The 18,998-nt window shown below is 71.8% G+C and carries 16 protein-coding genes, 1 tRNA gene and 1 other RNA gene; 5 read left to right on the forward strand and 13 right to left on the reverse strand.

Annotated elements, in window-relative coordinates; genetic code table 11:
• Positions 1 to 138: 138 nt before the first annotated feature.
• Positions 139 to 921, reverse strand: a complete 783-nt coding sequence (locus tag JW592_RS18620; protein WP_209266252.1) for a cobalt-precorrin-6A reductase — start codon at positions 919 to 921, stop codon at positions 139 to 141.
• 30 nt (positions 922 to 951) lie between these two features.
• On the opposite strand from JW592_RS18620, the gene JW592_RS18625 reads away from it, so the two are divergent.
• Positions 952 to 2,085 (forward strand): cobalt-precorrin-5B (C(1))-methyltransferase, encoded by a 1,134-nt coding sequence (locus JW592_RS18625; RefSeq protein ID WP_209266288.1) that lies wholly within the window; start codon positions 952 to 954, stop codon positions 2,083 to 2,085.
• A 14-nt stretch (positions 2,086 to 2,099) separates the two neighbouring features.
• On the opposite strand, the gene cobM is transcribed toward JW592_RS18625, so the two are convergent.
• Entirely contained in the window at positions 2,100 to 2,849 is a 750-nt protein-coding gene (gene cobM / locus JW592_RS18630; RefSeq protein WP_209266253.1) for a precorrin-4 C(11)-methyltransferase, read from the reverse strand.
• Positions 2,846 to 4,117: a precorrin-6y C5,15-methyltransferase (decarboxylating) subunit CbiE gene (gene cbiE, locus JW592_RS18635; RefSeq protein WP_209266254.1), complete on the reverse strand. Its 1,272-nt coding sequence runs from the start codon at positions 4,115 to 4,117 to the stop codon at positions 2,846 to 2,848. The genes cobM and cbiE overlap by 4 nt, the downstream gene beginning before the upstream one ends.
• Positions 4,118 to 4,221: 104 nt before the next feature.
• On the opposite strand from cbiE, the gene JW592_RS18640 reads away from it, so the two are divergent.
• Positions 4,222 to 6,084 carry a S9 family peptidase gene (locus JW592_RS18640; RefSeq protein WP_209266255.1) on the forward strand — a complete coding sequence of 621 codons (1,863 nt, stop codon included), beginning with the start codon at positions 4,222 to 4,224 and terminating at the stop codon, positions 6,082 to 6,084.
• On the opposite strand, the gene JW592_RS18645 is transcribed toward JW592_RS18640, so the two are convergent.
• The 4 genes from JW592_RS18645 to JW592_RS18660 form a co-directional block, all read right to left on the reverse strand.
• Entirely contained in the window at positions 5,987 to 6,862 is an 876-nt protein-coding gene (locus tag JW592_RS18645) for an SURF1 family protein (protein ID WP_209266256.1), read from the reverse strand. The two genes, JW592_RS18640 and JW592_RS18645, sit on opposite strands and share 98 nt — an antisense overlap.
• A 73-nt stretch (positions 6,863 to 6,935) precedes the next feature.
• Entirely contained in the window at positions 6,936 to 8,237 is a 1,302-nt protein-coding gene (locus JW592_RS18650; protein WP_209266257.1) for a hypothetical protein, read from the reverse strand.
• Positions 8,234 to 8,887: a SigE family RNA polymerase sigma factor gene (locus JW592_RS18655; RefSeq protein WP_372446536.1), complete on the reverse strand. Its 654-nt coding sequence runs from the start codon at positions 8,885 to 8,887 to the stop codon at positions 8,234 to 8,236. The genes JW592_RS18650 and JW592_RS18655 overlap by 4 nt, the downstream gene beginning before the upstream one ends.
• Before the next feature lie 289 nt (positions 8,888 to 9,176).
• Positions 9,177 to 10,457 carry an aspartate kinase gene (locus JW592_RS18660; RefSeq protein WP_209266258.1) on the reverse strand — a complete coding sequence of 427 codons (1,281 nt, stop codon included), beginning with the start codon at positions 10,455 to 10,457 and terminating at the stop codon, positions 9,177 to 9,179.
• Between the two features lie 232 nt (positions 10,458 to 10,689).
• Between JW592_RS18660 and JW592_RS18665 the strand changes: the two genes are divergently transcribed.
• On the forward strand, positions 10,690 to 11,448 hold the full coding sequence (locus tag JW592_RS18665; RefSeq protein WP_209266259.1) for a VWA domain-containing protein: 759 nt from the start codon (positions 10,690 to 10,692) through the stop codon (positions 11,446 to 11,448).
• A 26-nt stretch (positions 11,449 to 11,474) separates the two neighbouring features.
• Here the strand turns inward: JW592_RS18665 and JW592_RS18670 are convergent, their stop codons facing one another.
• The 5 genes from JW592_RS18670 to ffs all read right to left on the reverse strand — a co-directional run bounded on the left by JW592_RS18670 (position 11,475) and on the right by ffs (position 16,296).
• Positions 11,475 to 12,137 (reverse strand): DUF5063 domain-containing protein, encoded by a 663-nt coding sequence (locus JW592_RS18670; protein ID WP_209266260.1) that lies wholly within the window; start codon positions 12,135 to 12,137, stop codon positions 11,475 to 11,477.
• Between the two features lie 80 nt (positions 12,138 to 12,217).
• On the reverse strand, positions 12,218 to 12,817 hold the full coding sequence (gene recR / locus JW592_RS18675; RefSeq protein WP_209266261.1) for a recombination mediator RecR: 600 nt from the start codon (positions 12,815 to 12,817) through the stop codon (positions 12,218 to 12,220).
• A gap of 277 nt (positions 12,818 to 13,094) precedes the next feature.
• Positions 13,095 to 13,430: a YbaB/EbfC family nucleoid-associated protein gene (locus JW592_RS18680; RefSeq protein WP_209266262.1), complete on the reverse strand. Its 336-nt coding sequence runs from the start codon at positions 13,428 to 13,430 to the stop codon at positions 13,095 to 13,097.
• 128 nt (positions 13,431 to 13,558) lie between these two features.
• Complete coding sequence (locus tag JW592_RS18685; protein ID WP_209266263.1) at positions 13,559 to 16,132, reverse strand: DNA polymerase III subunit gamma and tau; 2,574 nt, start codon at positions 16,130 to 16,132, stop codon at positions 13,559 to 13,561.
• Between the two features lie 69 nt (positions 16,133 to 16,201).
• Positions 16,202 to 16,296, reverse strand: an RNA gene (gene ffs, locus JW592_RS18690) — signal recognition particle sRNA small type.
• Positions 16,297 to 16,405: 109 nt separating this feature from the next.
• On the opposite strand from ffs, the gene JW592_RS18695 reads away from it, so the two are divergent.
• Positions 16,406 to 16,490, forward strand: a tRNA-Ser gene (locus JW592_RS18695).
• A 742-nt stretch (positions 16,491 to 17,232) separates the two neighbouring features.
• Here JW592_RS18695 and JW592_RS18700 read toward each other — a convergent pair.
• The gene (locus JW592_RS18700; RefSeq protein ID WP_209266264.1) at positions 17,233 to 17,568 is read right to left on the reverse strand and encodes a MerR family transcriptional regulator; all 336 of its coding nucleotides are present in this window, start codon (positions 17,566 to 17,568) and stop codon (positions 17,233 to 17,235) included.
• Between the two features lie 606 nt (positions 17,569 to 18,174).
• Between JW592_RS18700 and JW592_RS18705 the strand changes: the two genes are divergently transcribed.
• Positions 18,175 to 18,600 carry an ATP-binding protein gene (locus tag JW592_RS18705; protein ID WP_209266265.1) on the forward strand — a complete coding sequence of 142 codons (426 nt, stop codon included), beginning with the start codon at positions 18,175 to 18,177 and terminating at the stop codon, positions 18,598 to 18,600.
• Positions 18,601 to 18,998: the final 398 nt, after the last annotated feature.

The raw sequence follows: 18,998 nt of genomic DNA on the forward strand, positions 1-18,998 counted from the left end.
ACCAACTTCTTGAGAGATCCGAGCGGGGGGGTGGGCCGCTCAGCGTTGCCTGGTATCCGATCCCGGTCAAGCCGGATATGGGACCAGCAGTCCGATTTCCTACTGAAACGCACCTTTGATGACGCATAACAATCCGGCCTAGCGGCGACGGACGGCCTCCGCCACATCCGCCGCCTCCTCCGTCTCCACCGCCTCCGCGGCCTCCTCCGGGCTCGTCACCACCCGGACCCCTGCCGGGACCGGCGGACGGCGTACGACCACGACGGGCAGCCCCGCCTCCCGCGCCGCCACCAGCTTGGGCGCGGTGGCCTCGCCACCGCTGTCCTTCGTGACCAGCACGTCGATACGGTGACCGCGCAGCAGCGCGCGTTCGCCCTCCAGCGTGAACGGCCCCCGGTCCAGGAGGAGCTCCATACGCGCTGGGGTCGGTCTGCCGGGCTCCGGCGGGTCGACGGAGCGGGCCAGGAACCACAGGTCGTCGCTCCCAGGACCGGCGAAGGTGCTCAGCCCCAGCCGCCCCGTCGTCAGAAAGACGCGCCGCCCCAGCCGGGGCAGCAGGCGCGCGGCCTCGCCCAGCGAATCCGCGATGTGCCAATTGTCGCCCGCACTCGGCACCCACCCGGGACGGCGGAGAGCGAGCAGGGGAACATGGGCACTGGCCGCGGCCTCCGCGGCGTGGAAACTGATCGTCTCGGCGAAGGGATGGGTGGCGTCGATGAGTACGTCCACACGGTGTGCACGGAGCCACTCCGTCAGCCCCTGGACGCCTCCGAAGCCGCCGATCCGCACCTCGCCCGCGGGCAGCCGGGGACTGGCGACCCGCCCGGCCAGCGAGCTGGTGACCCGCACGGCGGGGTCGGCGTACAGCAGCTCCGCCAGGCGGCGGCCTTCCGTCGTACCGCCGAGAATCAGCACGTGCACAGCATTCGGTTCCCTTCATGAGTGACGCGTATGAGTGACGCGGCGGGAGGCGGCGGAGCCCAGGGCGGGCGCGACGCCCAACTCAAGCACACCGGGCTGCGGCCCGGCTGGACGACCGGCGCCTGTGCGACGGCGGCGACGACCGCCGCCTACACCGCGCTGCTGACCGGCGACTTCCCCGATCCGGTGACGATCACCCTGCCCAAGGGACAGACCCCCGCCTTCGCCCTCGCCTACGAGGAGTCGCGGCCCGGGTACGCCACCGCCGCCGTGGTCAAGGACGCCGGTGACGACCCCGATGTCACGCACGGCGCCCTCGTACGCGCCACCGTGCGCCCCCTCGCGCCGGGCGCGGGCGTCGTCTTCCGCGCCGGACCCGGCGTGGGCACCGTCACCCGCCCCGGACTCCCCCTCGACGTGGGTGAGCCCGCCGTCAACCCCGTACCGCGCCAGATGATGAGCGAGCACATCGCGCGTGTCGCGGAGCAGTACGGCGGCAGCGGCGATGTGGAGATCACGCTGTCGGTCGACAACGGCGAGGAGATCGCCCGCTCCACCTGGAACCCCCGGCTCGGCATCCTCGGCGGGCTGTCCATCCTCGGGACGACCGGGGTCGTCGTCCCCTATTCGTGCTCCGCCTGGATCGACTCGATCCGGCGCGGCGTGGATGTGGCACGCGCGGCGGGGCGCACCCATGTGGCCGGCTGCACCGGTTCGACCTCGGAGCGGACGGTCGTCGCCGAGTACGGGCTGCCCGAGGACGCGCTGCTGGACATGGGGGACTTCGCGGGCGCCGTGCTCAAGTACGTACGCCGCCACCCCGTGGAGCGGCTCACCCTGTGCGGGGGCTTCGCCAAGCTGTCGAAGCTGGCGGCCGGGCACATGGATCTGCACTCGAAGCGCTCGCAGGTGGACAAGGGTTTCCTCGCCGAGCTGGCCGTTGCGGGAGGGGCCGACGGGGAGCTGGCCGCGCGCATCCGTGAGGCCAACACGGGGCTGGCGGCCCTGCAATTGTGTACGGCCGCCGATGTGCCGCTCGGCGATCTCGTTGCCGCCGCCGCACGCGACGAAGCCCTCGCGGTGCTGCGCGGGGCACCCGTCGCCGTTGATGTGCTCTGCATCGATCGCGGGGGCACCATTGTGGGCCGCAGCGCTATCCGCTAGGTCCCAGGGGGCTCTCAGCACACGTGCCGCTCGCGCTCCGCCGAGTACAAATGGCTGTCCCGGAAGTGCGAAGCCGCAAGCGTGCGGCCCACCAGGATGACGGCGGTCTTGCTGATGCCGGCGGTCCGCACCTGCTCCGCGATGTCGGCCAACGTCCCCCGAAGAACAACCTCCTCCGGTCGGCTGGCGAAGGCGACAACCGCCGCCGGGCAGTCGCCGCCATAGTGCGGGACGAGCTCGGCCACCAACTCATCCACGTACCGCACCGCCAGGTGCAGCACCAGCAGCGCGCCGCTGCGCCCCAGCGTGGCGAGGTCCTCCCCCTCCGGCATCGGCGTCGCCTGCCGCGCAACGCGCGTCAGCACGACGGTCTGCCCCACAGTCGGCACCGTCAACTCCCGCTTCAGCGCGGCGGCGGCGGCCGCGAAGGCCGGTACGCCCGGTACCACCTCGTACGGCACGCCCGCCGCGTCCAGCCGCCGCATCTGCTCGGCGACGGCGCTGAAGACGGACGGGTCTCCGGAGTGCAGCCGCGCCACGTCCAGCCCCTCGCCGTCCGCACGCACCAGCTCTTCCGTGATGGCGTCCAGATCGAGCTGGGCCGTATCGACCAGGCGCGCCCCGGGCGGGCACTCGGCGAGCAGTTCGCGGGGCACCAGGCTGCCCGCGTACAGGCACACCTGGCAGGCAGCGAGCGTACGGGCGCCTCGCACCGTGATCAGGTCGGCGGCACCGGGCCCGGCACCGATGAAGTAGACCGTCATACGTCCCCTCCCACTTCCGGGCCGGCGCCCTTGCGCACCGCCCATTGCGTCACCGGCATCGCCTGCCGCCAGCCCGTGAAGCCGCCCACCGGCGCCCCGTGCGCCACCGAGAGCCGCACCAATTCGCCGCCGCAGCGCCGGTACCACTCGACCAACAGCGCCTCCGACTCCAGGGTGACGGTGTTGGCCACCAGCCGGCCGCCCACCGGCAGCGCCGCCCAGCAGACGTCCAGCAGTCCGGGCGCGGTCAGGCCGCCGCCGATGAACACGGCGTCGGGCGTGGGCAGTCCGGCGAGTGCATCCGGCGCCCTGCCCGTGACGACGCGGAGCGAGGGCACCCCCAGGCGGTCCGCGTTGCGGGCGATGCGTGCGGCCCGCCCGGGGTCGCGCTCCACGGTGAGCGCCCGGCAGGCAGGGTGCGTACGCAGCCACTCCACCGCGATCGAACCGGCGCCGCCGCCCACGTCCCACAGCAGTTCACCGGGCGCGGGCGCCAGCGCGGCGAGCGTGGCGGCGCGTACGTACCGCTTGGTGAGCTGCCCGTCGTGTTCGTAGGCGGCATCCGGCAGCCCCGGCACGGCGCCGAGCCGCAACCGGTCAGGTGCCGCCGCGCATTCCACCGCGACGATGTTGAGGGGGTCGCCCGGCGGATGCGCCCAGTCGCCGGCCGTCCCCTCGAAGGAGCGCTCAGCCGCGCCACCGAGCTGTTCCAGCACCCGCATCCTGCTCGGCCCGAAGCCGTGTTCCCGCAGCAGCGCCGCGACCTCGCCTGCGGTGCCGGGCCCGGCGCTGAGGATCAGCAGCCGCCGCCCGGGGTGCAGCGTGGCAGCGAGCCGGGCGAGCGGCCGGCCGACGGCGCTGACGACCTCGCACTCCTCCAGCGCCCAGCCCAGCCGGGCGCACGCGTGACTGACCGACGAGGGGTGCGGCAGCACCCGGAGGGAGACGTGCGGGAGCGCTTCGGTCAGCGTGCGGCCGATGCCGTAGAAGTACGGGTCGCCGCTGGCCAGGACCGCGATCCGGCGCCCGGCGTGCTCGGCGAACAGCCCGGGGACGGCGGGACGCAGCGGGGAAGGCCAGGCCACCCGCTCCCCCGCGCACTCCAGTGGCGGCAGCAGGTCGAGCTGGCGGCGGCCCCCGATGAGCACCTCGGCCGCGCGCAGCGCCTCACGCGCCGGCTCGGTGAGGCCGGACCAGCCGTCGGCCCCGACGCCGACGACGGTGACCGGCGCCGCCGCCTGGGACGGGTCGGCGGCGGAGGGGGACATCACGGACACCTCACGGCACGCGCTGGCTCTCGAACACGGACGCTCGAACTGTACTGTTCACGGCCCCGCGCCCCGACCACCGGTCCCGGTCCACAATGGGGCGCATGGATCAGAACGCACTGCCCGACCACGCCATGCCCGACTGGGAGAAGCGGTTCCGGGCGCCGCGCGTCTCACTGCCCGAGTGGGCCGAGGACGCACCCGCCCGGTCGCTGTTCGTATCGAACGCGACGGGCACGTTCGAGCTGTACGCCTGGGACCGTACGACCGGCGAACAGCGACAGGTGACCGACCGCCCCAACGGGACGACGGACGGCACCCTGACGCCCGACGGCGAGTGGATCTGGTGGTTCTCCGACACCGACGGCGACGAGTTCGGCACCTGGATGCGCCAGCCCTTCGGGGGCGGCCCCGACACGGTCGCCGTCGAGGGCCTGGACCCCGCCTACCCGGCCGGGCTGGCGATCGGCCGGGACGGCACCGTCGTCGTCGGCCGCTCCACCGACGAGGACGGCTCCACCATCCACGTACTGCGCCCCGCCTCCGGAGCGCCCAAACCGCCCGTGGAGATCTACCGGCACAGCGAGTCGGCCGGTGTGGGCGATCTCTCACACGACAGCACGCTGCTGGTGATCGAACACACCGAGCACGGTGACGCCATGCACTCGGCGCTGCGCGTGGTGCGGCCCGACGGCTCGACCGTCGCCGAGCTGGACGACAGCGAGGGCGGCACCAAGGACCTGGGCCTGACCGTGCTGGGCTTCGCGCCCGTCGACGGCGACCCTCGGCTGCTCGTCGGCCACCAGCGGCGCGGCCGGTGGGAGCCGATGGTCTGGGACCCGGTCGTCGGCACCACCACGGAGCTGGACCTGGAGCTGCCCGGCGACGTCGCAGCCGAGTGGTATCCGGACGCCTCAGCGCTGCTGATCGCGCACAGCCACCAGGCCCGCGACGAGCTGTTCCGCTACGACCTGGCCGACGGCAAGCGGACCCGTATCGAGACACCCCCCGGGTCCGTCATGGGCGCCACGGCCCGGCCCGACGGCACGGTGGAGTACCTGTTGTCGTCGGCCGCCGAACCGCCGCAGGTCCGATCCACCTCCGGCTCGGCCGTGCTCGACCCCCCAGGGATGAAGGCCCCGCGCTCCGTGCCGGTCGAGGACGCCTGGGTCGAGGGGCCCGGCGGCGCCGTGCACGCGCTGGTGCAGAAGCCGGCCGGGGACGGCCCCTTCCCCACCGTCTTCGAGGTGCACGGCGGCCCCACCCACCACGACAGCGACTCGTTCGCCGCGCAGCCCGCCGCCTGGGTCGACCACGGCTTCGCCGTCGTACGGGTCAACTACCGGGGGTCCACCGGATACGGCCGCGCCTGGACCGACGCGCTCAAACACCGCGTCGGCCTGATCGAACTGGAGGACATCGACGCCGTCCGCGCCTGGGCCGTCGACTCCGGCCTCGCCGACCCCGACCGGCTGGTGCTGGCCGGCGGCTCCTGGGGCGGCTACCTCACCCTCCTCGGCCTGGGCACCCAGCCGGAGGCGTGGGCGCTCGGGCTGGCCGCCGTCCCGGTCGCGGACTACGTCACCGCCTACCACGACGAGATGGAGGCGCTGAAGTCGATGGACCGCACGCTGCTGGGCGGCACCCCCGAGGAGGTGCCGGAGCGCTTCGCGGCGTCCTCGCCGTTGACGTACGTCGACAAGGTGCGCGCTCCCGTCTACATCTCAGCCGGCGTCAACGACCCGCGCTGCCCGATCCGGCAGGTGGAGAACTACGTCGACAAGCTGGCGGAGCGCGGCCACCCGCACGAGGTGTACCGCTACGACGCGGGCCACGGCTCGCTCGTCGTGGAGGAGCGGATCAAGCAGGTCAGGCTGGAGATCGATTTCGCGCTGCGGCACCTTCCGACGACGGACCGGGAGGGCCGGCATCCGCTTCCGGACCGTCCGGCCGGTCCCCGGGGATGAGGCCCAGCGCCGCGTCCTTGGCCATCTCCGCCTCCCGGCGGAAGAAGCGGAACCACATGAAGACGGCGAACCCGGCGAACACGAACCACTGTGCCGTGTAGCCCAGGTTCTGGAACGCCTTCATATCGAGGCCGGTGTTGTCGGGCGCGACCGGCGGCACCGGCCTCAGCGGCCGCTCGGTCCGCTGCTCGGTGATCCATGCCTCCTCGACGTCGTACGGGACGACGTTGACGAGCGTGGCCGCACTGACGTAGCCGAGCTGCCCGTCGGGCAGCCCGCCCGAGGCGCCCTGGCCGGCGTCGCTGTGCGATTCCGGCGCCTGGAGCACGCCCCGCACCGTGACCTTCCCCTTCGGCGCCGCCGGCACCCGGTCCGGGTCCGGCTCACCCGGCAGCCAACCGCGTACGACGGGAAGGGCCTTGCCGCCGTTCGTCTGGCCGCCGTTCGTCTGGCCGGTGCGCAACAGGGACAGCACATAGAAACCGCGCTTCCCCTCGACCGTGCGGTCCGGCACGAGGAGCGGGTGCGCCGTATCGAACCGGCCCGTCACCTCGGCCGTGCGGCCCACCGTGTCCTGGGTGACCGGCAGCAGCTTCTCCAGCGGGCGCGCCGCGGCGCGCGCACCGGTGCCCGACTGCTCCTGCTGCTCCTGGTGCCGGTCCACCCGGTCGTCGAAACGGCTGAGCTGCCAGCTGCCCATCAGCACGCAGACCGGAATCGCCAACACGGCGAAGATGTTGATCGCCCACCATCGCGGGGTCAGCAAAAACCGGTACACGCCACCACAGTACGACCACGCGGTGCCGCCCCTGGCAAGGGGCACCCCCTCGCCACCGACGGGCACCCCCTCGTCAGCCCTGCGGGATGACTCCCGTGCGGTAGACGGTGCCGCTCCCGCAGGCGCCCGGGACGCGGGTGCCTGCCACCGGAGCGCCGCCCTCCGGGGTGTGCGAGACCACGACCTGGGTGTCGCCGCCACCGGGGTCACCGCTGCCGCCGTCGCTCTCGCCGGGCGTTCCGGTGCCGCCGCCCGAGCCGTCGCTGCCACCGGCGTCCCCGGACCCGTCATCGGGACCGGCTCCCGTGGAACCCGAGGTGTCGCCCTCGTACCGGCCACCCTGCGGCGTGGGCGAGCTGCAGCTTCCGCTGGGCACGAAGGCGAACTTCACCACATACGACTGTCCCGGCCGCAGCACCAGCTCGTCCCGCGCCGCCGCCGGGTCGCCGAGGCCGGGTGCCGGGTCGCCCGGCGTGTGGTCGACGACCACCACCTGGCCGGAGCCGCCGCCCTCCACGGAGGCGCCGACGACGCCCTCGCCCTGGACCGTGCAGGCGTCACCGGAGACGTTCGCCACCCGGAAGCTGCCGTAGACGGTGCCGTTGCTGTCGGGCACTCCCGACTGCGACGAGCCGCCGCCGAGCTGCTCGCTGCCGCAGGTGGGTGCGCTGGCGCTGAGGCTCTGGTTGGGATCGACGCTGTCCCCCGGGCCGCCGGACGGCGAGGGCCGGGCCTCCGAGCCGCCCTTGCCGCCCTTGTCCTTGCCCTTCTCCTTGCCGCCGTCGTGCTCGCCCTCGCCCTTGCCGCCGTTCCCGCCCGAGCCCGCGTCGGGCCCGCGCGTCTGGCCGTGGGTGCTGGCCGCGCTCAGCGGGTGGTCGTCGCCGCCGACGCCGGGCACACCGCCGTAGAAGAGCGCGGGCACTCCGACGACCGCGACGAGCGCCGCTGCCACCCCGCCGACCAGCGCCTGACGGCGGTGCGCGCGCCGGGCCGGCACCGCGCGGCGCAGATGGTCGAGCGTGCGGTCGAGGCTGTCGGCGGGCGGCTCGATGCCGCGGACGCTGTTGTGCAGCAGCCCCCGCAGGACCTCCTCCTCGGAGCTGAGCTCGGACTCGTCGAAGAGGTCCAGCGACATCTCCCCGGGCGCCGCTTCCCGGGTGGCGTCTTCGTCCTCGGAGGCGGCTGCCGCCTTGGCGTCCGCCCCGGGCCGCTCCTGGATCTCGGCGCCCGCGGCGCCCGCGGCGCCCTCCTCCGCCCGGTCCTTCCCGCCCTTCCCGTCAGGCCCGTCCGTCCCGGCAGGCCCGTCCGTCCCGGCACGCGGCGTGTGCTGCTCACGCGGCTCCTCGCCGCCGGGGAGACCCAGTCCCTCACTCATGACGCCGACTCCATGGCGGTGCGCAGGGCGGCGATACCGCGCGACCCGTACGCCTTCACGGAGCCGAGGGAGAGCCCGAGCACCTCGGCCACCTGAGCCTCGGTCATGTCCGCGAAGTACCGCAGCACCAGCACTTCGCGCTGGCGCCGCTGCAAGCCGCGCATCGCCTGTATCAACTGATCCCGTTCGAGCTGTTCGTAGGCCCCCTCTTCCGCGCTCGCCATGTCGGGCATCGGCTTGGAGAGCAGCTTGAGCCCGAGAATGCGGCGGCGCAGTGCGGAGCGGGACAGATTCACGACCGTCTGCCTGAGATAGGCGAGGGTCTTCTCGGGGTCCCGGACGCGCTTGCGCGCCGAGTGGACGCGGATGAACGCCTCCTGGACGACGTCCTCGCACGAGGCGGTGTCGTCGAGCAGGAGCGCCGCGAGCCCGAGCAGGGACTTGTAGTGGGCGCGGTAGGTCTCGGTCAGATGGTCGACTGTGGTGCCATGTGCCATCGCCTCGTCAGCGTCCCCATGCTGGGTGAGCGGACGCGAGGGGCGCGGGGCCGGCCACGGCGCGATCACAGGCATGCCTCCGGCCACCGGCAGCCCTCCCACACCGGGGCCAGGGCGACCAGGGGCCGTTGCGATTCCGAGTACCTCTGCCACGCCTGTTTGACACGTTTCCCCCCGTCAGGGTTGTACGCGACAGGCACTGTGCGCGAAAACACACCACATGCCGTCATACACACATCTCTCAGTCTTCGTGAACGTCGCGTGTCGCCCAAGCCGTCGGCCGCGCTCCCCCTGCGCGTCAGGCCCTGGAGGCACAAAGACGCTCCCCGCCTGCCTGCCGGTTGCAGGGGCGGGGAGCGCCATTGTCCGTCAGCGGACGCCGTCGTGACCAGGGGCCCCGGTCAGGGGCGCAGGCAAGAACTCCCCGGCCGGAGCCCAGCCATCAGCGACCCGTACCGCCGTAGACGACAGCCTCGTCCGAGTCGCTGTCCAGGCCGAACGCCGAGTGGACCGCGCGCACCGCGTCGCCCACGGCCTCCTCGCGGGTGACGACCGAGATCCGGATCTCCGAGGTGGAGATCAGCTCGATGTTGACCCCGGCGTTCGACAGCGCCTCGAAGAAGGTGGCCGTCACGCCCGGGTTGGTCTTCATCCCCGCGCCGACGAGGGAGATCTTCGCGATCTGGTCGTCGTAGCGCAGCGAGTCGAAGCCGACGGTGCCCTGCACCTTCTCCAGCGCGGAGATGGCCTTCTTGCCCTCGGTCTTGGGCAGCGTGAAGGAGATGTCGGTCAGGCCCGTTGAGGCAGCGGAGACGTTCTGGACCACCATGTCGAGGTTGATCTCGGCCTCCGCGACGGCGCGGAAGAGGGCCGCGGCCTCGCCCGGCTTGTCCGGCACCCCGACGACCGTGACCTTGGCCTCGGACGTGTCGTGTGCCACACCCGAGATGATCGCCTGCTCCATCGACTCTTCCCCTTGCCCGTCCGGCTGCTCGTTCGTGACCCACGTACCCTTCAGGCCGGAGAAGGAAGACCGCACGTGGATCGGGATGTTGTAGCGGCGCGCGTACTCGACGCAGCGGTGCAGCAGCACCTTGGAGCCGGACGATGCCAGCTCCAGCATGTCCTCGAAGGAGATGCGGTCGATCTTCCGCGCCTTCTTCACCACTCGCGGGTCCGCGGTGAAGACACCGTCGACATCGGTGTAGATCTCGCAGACCTCGGCGCCCAGCGCCGCGGCCAGCGCCACCGCCGTGGTGTCCGAACCGCCCCGGCCCAGGGTGGTGATGTCCTTGCTGTCCTGGGAGACGCCCTGGAAGCCGGCGACGATCGCGATATTGCCCTCGTCGACCGAGTCCTGGATCCGCCCCGGGGTCACATCGATGATCCGCGCCTTGTTGTGCGCGGAGTCGGTGATCAGACCCGCCTGGCTGCCGGTGAACGACTGCGCCTCATGGCCGAGGGATTTGATCGCCATCGCCAGCAGGGCCATGGAGATCCGCTCTCCGGCGGTCAGCAGCATGTCGAACTCGCGGCCGGAGGCGACCGGAGACACCTCTGAGGCAAGATCGATCAGCTCGTCCGTCGTGTCACCCATCGCCGAAACCACGACGACAACTTGGTTGCCGTTCTTCTTGGCTTCGACGATCCGCTTGGCAACGCGCTTGATGCCCTCGGCATCGGCAACGGAGGAGCCGCCGTACTTCTGCACGACAAGGCCCACGTGTGCTCGCTCCTCGAATCATTTCCCGGGACCCCGGCGCTCCGTGCGACGCTGCCCGGAAGGATGGGATCCACTGGTCGGCTCAGTCTAACGACCGGACGGAACCCGGTCCCGTCCGCGGAAGCCCCTGCCCACCAGGGCCGAAATGACACGGAAACGTGACTCTGTTCACGATGCGAGCAAAGCTGTGATCGGCGTCACTCCACTGCGCGGGATTCCGTAGTCTGCCGGAATGGCCATCGATTACGTGAAACGGACGGCTGGCCGGGGTCCCGCCGTCGATCTGCGGAAGGTCGCCTCCCGGGCACCCGGACTGGTCGACCTCTACAAGACCGCCCGCCACTCCCTGGAGAGCGCCGGGCTGGGTGACCAGCGCGCCGCCGTCTATCTGGTCCTGGACCGCTCGGGAAGCATGCGCCGGTACTACAAGGACGGCACGGTCCAGCACCTCGCTGAGCAGACACTCGGGCTCTCCGCCAACCTCGACGACGACGGCACCGTTCCCGTCGTCTTCTTCTCCACCGAGGTGGACGGCATGGCCGAGGTCGGCCTGGACGCCTACGAGAACCGCATCGGCGCGCTGCACGAGAGCCTCGGACACATGGGCAGGACCAACTACCACCTGGCCATGCAGGCCGTCATCGACCACTACACCGCCTCCGGCGCCACCGACCCCGGACTGGTGATCTTCCAGACGGACGGCGGCCCCTCGTCCCGTACCGCGGCCGAGCACGTGCTGTGCACAGCGGCGCGGCTGCCGCTGTTCTGGCAGTTCGTCGGCTTCGGCGACCCGGACAGCAAGCAGTTCGACTTCCTGCGCAGGCTCGACGAACTCCCGGTCCCCGGCCGGCGCCCGGTGGACAACGCCGGCTTCTTCCCCGCGGGCCCCTCGCCCCGCAGCCTCTCCGACGACGCCCTCTACCGGAACCTGATGAGCGAGTTCCCCTCCTGGCTGTCCGACGCGCGAGGGGCGGGCATCCTGCGCGACTGAGGGCGCCTGCGTGACTGAGGGCGGCCTCAGGCGTTCTTGAGCCCCAGTGGTTCGGCGATCTCGGCGGCCATCACGGCGCCCGCCTCCGCCTCCAGTGAGCCGTCCTCCTCGGCCGCGTTGCTGTCGGTGTCCAGGCCGTCGAGCTCGTCGAGCGGCTTGTCCAGCCGGACGTGCGCCACCAGCGACTGGAGGGCACGCAGCGCGGCCGAGGCGGTCGGGCCCCAGTTGGAGAGGTAGGAGAACTGCCACCACCACAGCGCTTCGCTCACCCGGCCCGCGCGGTAGTGGGCCATACCGTGCCGCAGGTCGGTCAGCACGTCCGAGAGATCGTCGGAGATCCGGCACGCGACGGGAGCCGAGCGCGGCACGTACGGGTCGAAGACCTCCGAGTAGACGTCGACCGGGTCCAGCAGCGCGGCGAGCCGCTCGCGCAGCTCGTCCACGTCGGGCTCGGGACCGACATCCGGTTCGTACCGCTCGTCCGGGACGATGTCCTCGTGGGCGCCCAGCCGGCCGCCCGCGAGGAGGAGCTGCGAGACCTCCAGCAGGAGGTAGGGAACGGCGCTGTCCGGGTCGTCGCCCTTGGCGACCTCGGTGACCGAGACGATGAAGCTCTCGATCTGGTCGCTGATCTGGACGGCGAAGTCGTCGGGGTTGTTCTTGATGGAGTTCAGCGTCGCGTCAGACATCGGGCAACCTCTCCCCTGTGGGCTCCTGCGGCCCTCGGCTCGCACAGGCTCGCACGGGCTCGTGCGTCACGGATACGGGCTCACACATCGAGAAGCCGCCTTCCCTCGAAGGCCCGCCCCAGAGTGACCTCGTCCGCGTACTCCAGGTCTCCCCCGACGGGAAGTCCGCTCGCCAGCCGCGTCACCTTCAGCCCCATCGCGGAGACCATCCGCGCGAGATACGTGGCCGTCGCCTCACCCTCGAGGTTGGGGTCCGTGGCGAGGATCAGCTCGGTGACCGTCCCGTCGGCGAGGCGGGAGAGCAGCTCCCTTATCCGCAGATCGTCGGGGCCGACGCCCTCGATGGGGCTGATCGCCCCACCCAGCACGTGGTACCGGCCCCGGAACTCGCGGGTCCGTTCGATCGCCACGACGTCCTTGGGCTCCTCGACCACACAGATGATCGAAGGATCACGGCGCGGATCGAGACAGACCCGGCACTGCTCCTCCTGGGCGACGTTGCCGCACACCGCACAGAATCTGACCTTCTCCTTGACCTCGGTCAGCGCGCTGGCGAGCCGGCGTACGTCGGCGGGCTCGGCCTGCAGGATGTGGAAAGCGATCCGCTGCGCGCTCTTGGGACCGACGCCGGGCAGCCTGCCCAACTCGTCGATGAGGTCCTGGACCACGCCTTCGTACACGGATGGCTCCCGCCTGCTTCTCTGTTCGTCCTCTGAGTACGTTAGTGGCCCGCTGGGGCCACCACTAGCCGCCGACCAGCCCTTGCCCGCCGCACCGGGGGGCCGGACGGCATTCCCGGGCTGTGGCGCTCGCGGGCTTCTGCGGCCTGGGGGCCTGCTGGGCCTGGGAGCCTGGTGGTGCGCCGGGCCGTGGGGCCGGAAGCGCGGGCGGCCGGGGCCGCCCGCTGCCCGGACGGCCGCCCCGCAGAGCGGCCGCCGCAGCGGAGCGGCCGCTCTGTCAGAGCGACAGACCGGGCATGCCGCCCATGCCCTGCGCGAGCGGGCCCAGCTTCTCCTGCTGGAGCGAGGCGGCCGCGCTGTTCGCATCGCGGACCGCCGCGAGCACCATGTCGGCGAGGGTCTCGGTGTCCTCCGGGTCCACCGCCTTCGGGTCGATGACCAGCCCCTGGAGCTCACCGGAACCATTGACGGTCGCCTTCACCAGGCCGCCGCCCGCCGTGCCCTCGACGGAAGCCTCGGCCAGCTCCTGCTGCGCCGCCGCCAGATCCTGCTGCATCTTCTGCGCCTGCTGCAGCAACTGCTGCATGTCAGGCTGCCCACCACCGGGAATCACGATTGCTCCTGGCTCACTAGACGCCTCTTCACCGCTCCGAGCCTACGTGCTCAGCCCTTGACGGGCTGCCCCTCCTCGCACTCCGCCCCCGCGCTCCCCTCCGGCGGGCGGGAGACGACGGGCGACCGTCAGTCGTGCTGGAACTCCTCGATCACCGTCGCACCCAGCTCCCGGACGATCAGGTCGTGGCCCGAGAGAGCCGATTCGTCGAGGTCGGGGTCGTCCTCGGCGGGCATGTCGTCCTCCGGCCCGCCGAAGCCCGACGGCGGGGAGGCCGGGCGGGAGGCTTCCGGCCCCGGGGGCTGTGCCGGCACCGACGACCGGGAGGGAGCCCCCGAGGGGTCGACGACGCGTCCCCTCCCACCGGGTGCACCCGGTGCACCCGACGCGCCGGGCGCGGAGGCGGGCGCCTCCGGGGTGGCCGCGGGCGCCGACCACTGCTGGGGCGGTGCCTGTGCGGGAGCGGGCGCTGTCATCGCGCTCCGCGCGCCTGCCGCACCGCCTCCTACGCCGCCTCCCGCGGCACCGGCACCGGCACCGGCACCGGCACCGGCACCGGCACCGAACCCTGCCCCGGACCCCGCGCCGTACCCGGAGCCCGGCCCGCTAGGGCCCCCGACACCACCGCCCTGGCCGCCGCCACCGCCCCCGCCGCCGGACGGATCGACGATGGCCTCGACCTGCCACTGCACTCCCAGCGCGTCTCCGAGCGCCTGCCGCAGCACCTCGTCGCTGCCGCCGTTGGCGAAGCTGTCGCGCGCACCCGCGTTGGGGAAGCCGATCTGGAGCGTCTTGCCGTCGAAGCCGACGATCTGCGCGTTCTGGCTGAGCAGAATCCAGGTGAAGCGCCGCCTGTTCTTGACGGCCTCCAGAATCTGCGGCCACATCTGCCGCACCTGCGCGGGATCGCCGCCACCCGCGGGAGCACCTGCCGGGGATGCCCCGTTCGCGGGAGGGGCGGCAGATGCGGACGGTGCCGAGGCAGACGGTGCCGAGGCGGCGGGTGCGGGGCCGGTCGGGGAGGGGCCGGTGGACGCCGCAGGAGCGGACGCGGGCGTGGCGGGGCCGCCACCGCTCGACGGACCGGCCGTGGCCGGCCAGGCACCGGGCCGCCGCCCGGAGTCCCCCGAACCTGCACCGCCGGGCCCTGCACCTCCGGGCCCAGTGCCGCCCGGCCCAGTGCCGCCCGGCCAGGCGCCGGGCCGTCGCCCGGGCTCAGCGCCGGGAGCCGCGTGCGGAGCCGAACCAGGCGCAGGCGGTACGGGAGCCTGCGCGGGCGCTTGCCCGTGGTCTTGCGCCGACCCGGCTGAGGGCTCGGCGACGGGCTCGGCGCCCCCCTCGGACGGCACCCCCGCAGGCACGGCACCGACGCCACCACCGGGACCGCCACCGGCCGGGCCACCGGGCGCACCGTCACCGGGCCCCACACCGGAGCCGGGGACAGGACCGCCACCAGGCCCGGGGGCGGGGGCGGGGACAGGCCCAGGGCCGGGGACAGGGGCAGCGGCGGGGGCCGCCCCTGCCCCGCTCAACGCGGCCCCCGCGACGCCCCGCTCCAAGCGGTCCAGCCGGGCCTGCACGGAGCGCTCGTCCCCGTACGTGGCGGGCAGCAGCACGCGGGCGCAGATCAGCTCGAGCTGCAATCTGGGAGCGGTGGCCCCCCGCATCTCCGTCAACCCGGTGTTGACGATGTCGGCGGCGCGGCTCAGCTCGGCGGCGCCGAAGACCGAAGCCTGGGCCCGCATCCGCTCGACCACATCTCCCGGCGCGTCGATCAGCGTCTTCTCGACGGCGTCCGGCACGGCGGCGAGGATCACCAGATCCCGCAGCCGTTCCAGCAGGTCGGTGACGAACCGGCGGGGATCGTGTCCGCCCTCGATGACGCGGTCGACGATCTCGAAGGCCCGCGCCCCGTCCCCCGCGGCGAACGCGTCGACGATGTCGTCCAGCAGGGCGCTGTCGGTGTAGCCCAGCAGCGAGGTCGCCATGGCATATGTCACACCGTCCTCACCGGCCCCGGCGAGCAACTGGTCCATCACCGACATCGAGTCCCGCACCGAGCCGGCACCGGCCCGTACGGCCAGCGGCAGGACCGTGTCCTCGACCGGGATCTGCTCCCGCTCACACACGTCGGCCAGGTAGTCACGCAACGTACCCGGCGGTACGAGGCGGAACGGGTAATGGTGCGTACGCGACCGAATGGTCCCGATGACCTTCTCCGGCTCCGTCGTCGCGAAGATGAACTTCAGGTGCTCGGGCGGCTCCTCGACGACCTTCAGCAGCGCGTTGAACCCGGCCGGGGTCACCATGTGCGCCTCGTCGACGATATAGATCTTGTACCGGCTCGAGGCGGGCCCGAAGAACGCCTTCTCCCGCAGCTCTCGGGCGTCGTCCACACCACCGTGCGAGGCGGCGTCGATCTCGATCACGTCGATCGATCCCGGCCCGTTCCGCGCGAGATCACGGCACGACTGGCACTCCCCGCAGGGCGCGGGGGTGGGCCCCTGCTCGCAGTTGAGGCACCGGGCCAGAATGCGCGCGCTGGTCGTCTTCCCACAGCCGCGCGGGCCACTGAAGAGGTAAGCGTGGTTGACCCGGTTGTTGCGCAGCGCCTGCTGAAGCGGGTCGGTCACATGCTGTTGCCCGATGACCTCGGCGAAGGTCTCGGGGCGATAGCGGCGATACAGGGCGAGGGACGACACACCCCCGACGATATAGGCCACCACCGACAAGCGGCCCACCCCCGAAGCGGCTCACCCCCGGCGGCCCACGCAAACGCCCCCCACGCACCCGCCAGAGCCGACCTACCCTTGCTGCCTTCCGGCCCTGGGGGAGTTCAGTCAGTTAGCGCCACGTGAGGGGCTGTCGCCAGCCTACCCGATCCCCCGCCCCCCGTTCGACCTCCACCCCCGCCCCCCACCCGCCCCCGGATACGAGTTCGCGAGCACTCCCCAAGGTCTTGTACAGTTTGCGGCGGAGGATTCGCCTAGTGGCCTAGGGCGCACGCTTGGAAAGCGTGTTGGGGGCAACCCCTCACGAGTTCGAATCTCGTATCCTCCGCCCAGCTCTCACCGGGCTGAACGTAGGGCCCCACCGCCTCGGCGGTGGGGCCCTACGTAGTTCCGCTGCCGTACCGCAACGATGAATCCAGCACCTCAATCGCCCTTTCATCCGGTCGTGGGTCAGGCCAGTGTGGCGATCAGGGTTTGCCGTGGCGGCCGGGGCTGGTGTCATCGTGGCGTGCGAACGGTTACCGGGCCCGTCACCGTCCGACTCCTGCCCCATACGGGCGTCAGCCGGGACCGCTACCGCATCACCAGTCGCACCGTGCCCCGGCAGGTATCCCCGCCACCGACGACGCGACCAAGAATCTGCCTCTCTCCGCCCACACCCAACTGCTGACTGAGGGTTGGCCCTTCTGACGCCGCAGCGAGCGACACCCGCCCGACCGTGGGCAGGCACTCACGTTGTGCGCCCCGAGGTGGGGGCCGGATACTACTGACGAGCCTGCACCGCTGCTGTGCAGGGCGCAGGCTCGTCAGTTATCCCCGAGGCATGGCCCGGGGGAACGCGGGGGACGGCGATGCACCGGTTCCCCGGGCCGTCACTGCCTGAGGACACCCGCGTTCCGGTGTCCTCGATGAGGATGCATTGCCGATGAGTCCGGGTGGAAACCACCTGGACTCGGTGGGCCACGATCGGAGGAGCCCACGATGGAGCATTCGTAAGGATTTCTGCACGGTAGAAGCCGACATCCCTGGCCGGGTTGGCAGAAGGCCGCCGGTCCGCCCGCACCGCGGGGTCAGGCCGAGGTCCTCCGCTGCGCCTGGGCGCGCAGTTCCTCGTTGATGCGCTGGGCTTCTTCGAGTTGGTCTTCGAGAATGACGATACGGCAGGCGGATTGCACCGGGGTGCCGGCATCGACCAGTTCGCGGGCACGGGCCGCGATGCGCAGCTGATAGCGGGAGTAGCGGCGATGGCCGCCCTCCGAGCGCAGGGGGGTGATCAGGCGATGCTCGTCGAGGGAGCGGAGAAAGGCGGGTGTGGTGCCGAGCATGGCGGCGGCCCGGCCCATGGTGTAGGCGGGGTAGTCATCGTCGTCGAGGCTGTCGACGGGGCGGGTACTGCGAGCGGGCATAGACCTCTTCTTCCGGGGGCGCATCGAGGGGCCCGGATGCCAGTACCGGCACCCGGGCCCCGAGCGTTCAACACCATCTGCCGACTGATCAGCCGGCCTTCATTTCCGCTGCTCCGCCCCACCGGGCGAAGACGCGGGGATCGCGGTGTGTGACCGGGGACCACCTTCCAATCGGGGTCTGCGGTACCCGGGCGGTATACGTCCTCGCCCGGGCGATCCTGATGGCGTCTGCTGCTCCTTTCCTCTTTCCGATCTCTCCGGTTCTGCCGGATCTTGCGGTGTTGCGGGTGTTGCTCGACGGCCACTGGGGGCCGTCCCGGCTCGGTCGGCGGTGGGGCATCTGCCATGCGCCGCCACTCGCCTGCCGGCCGCCTTTCATGCACGGCAGTTCATGTCTGCCGCGCCCTTCCGTGACTCTGTGCTTACAGGACAACGTTAATCCCGACAGGAGTCAATGTCTACCGTCAGCGGCACAGATTTCCATCCTCGGTGGTGGCAGAGGTTCTTCAGTGCATACGCCCGGAAGAGTTACTTGACTGGTTGAAGGGTGCCTGAACGGGCACAAGACCGCCTGTCAGGACAACCGACCAGGCTGGGTGACAGCACATGAGTGAGACGGAGACAGCGCGAACTGCCCATACCGCAACGACCGCGACACCACTTGTCCTCGAAGGCCACAGCCCCGCCGGTATCCCCCGCGCCCGCGGTATCGCCCGCGCCTTCGCCGAGAACCTCGACCCGCCCCCGGCCACCGAGACGGCGGGCGCCTTCGCCCTCGTGACCTGCGAACTCGCCACCAACGCCCTGCGCCATGGTGGCGGCCCCTACACCATCGAACTCAGCGCCACTCCGGAAACGGTCAGCGTCGCCGTCAGCGACCGCAGCCCACACCCCCCGCGCCAACGCACCCCTGACCTCAACGGAGGCACCGGCGGCTTCGGCTGGCCCATGGTCCTCCGCCTGGCCGAGCACGTAACCGTCACCGCCGACCTCGGGGGAGGCAAGACGATCCTCGCCCAACTGCGCCGCTGACCCGAACGGCTGCACGAGCGGCTCAGGCACGGCGACACAGCGGCACAGCGGCACAGCCGCTGACCGCCCCGAGCCGCCCACAATCCCACCGCGGCCCCGCCAGGCCGCTGCCGATGGTCTCCAGAAGGCGATGTGGCCCGGAAACCGTCTTGACGCGTTTGGCTCGCCCGCGAGTGGCAACCCAACGAGCAACGTGAGAGGGCCCATTTCACGTACAGCCCGGCAGGTTGAGAACGCAGCCGCCGGTACTGGCCGCCGAACGGCCGCGTCTGTGCCGGAAGGCGGTGCATTCAAGACGGCCGGGCCGGCCTCGGGCAACGCAAGGCACCGCCGCCCGAGGCCCGGCCTGGCCGTGAACAGCCCCCAGCCCCCAGCGCTGTCCGACGCACCGGCGAATG

The organism is Streptomyces spirodelae, assembly GCF_017676385.1.
In the GTDB taxonomy this organism is placed as follows: Bacteria; Actinomycetota; Actinomycetes; order Streptomycetales; family Streptomycetaceae; genus Streptomyces; species Streptomyces spirodelae.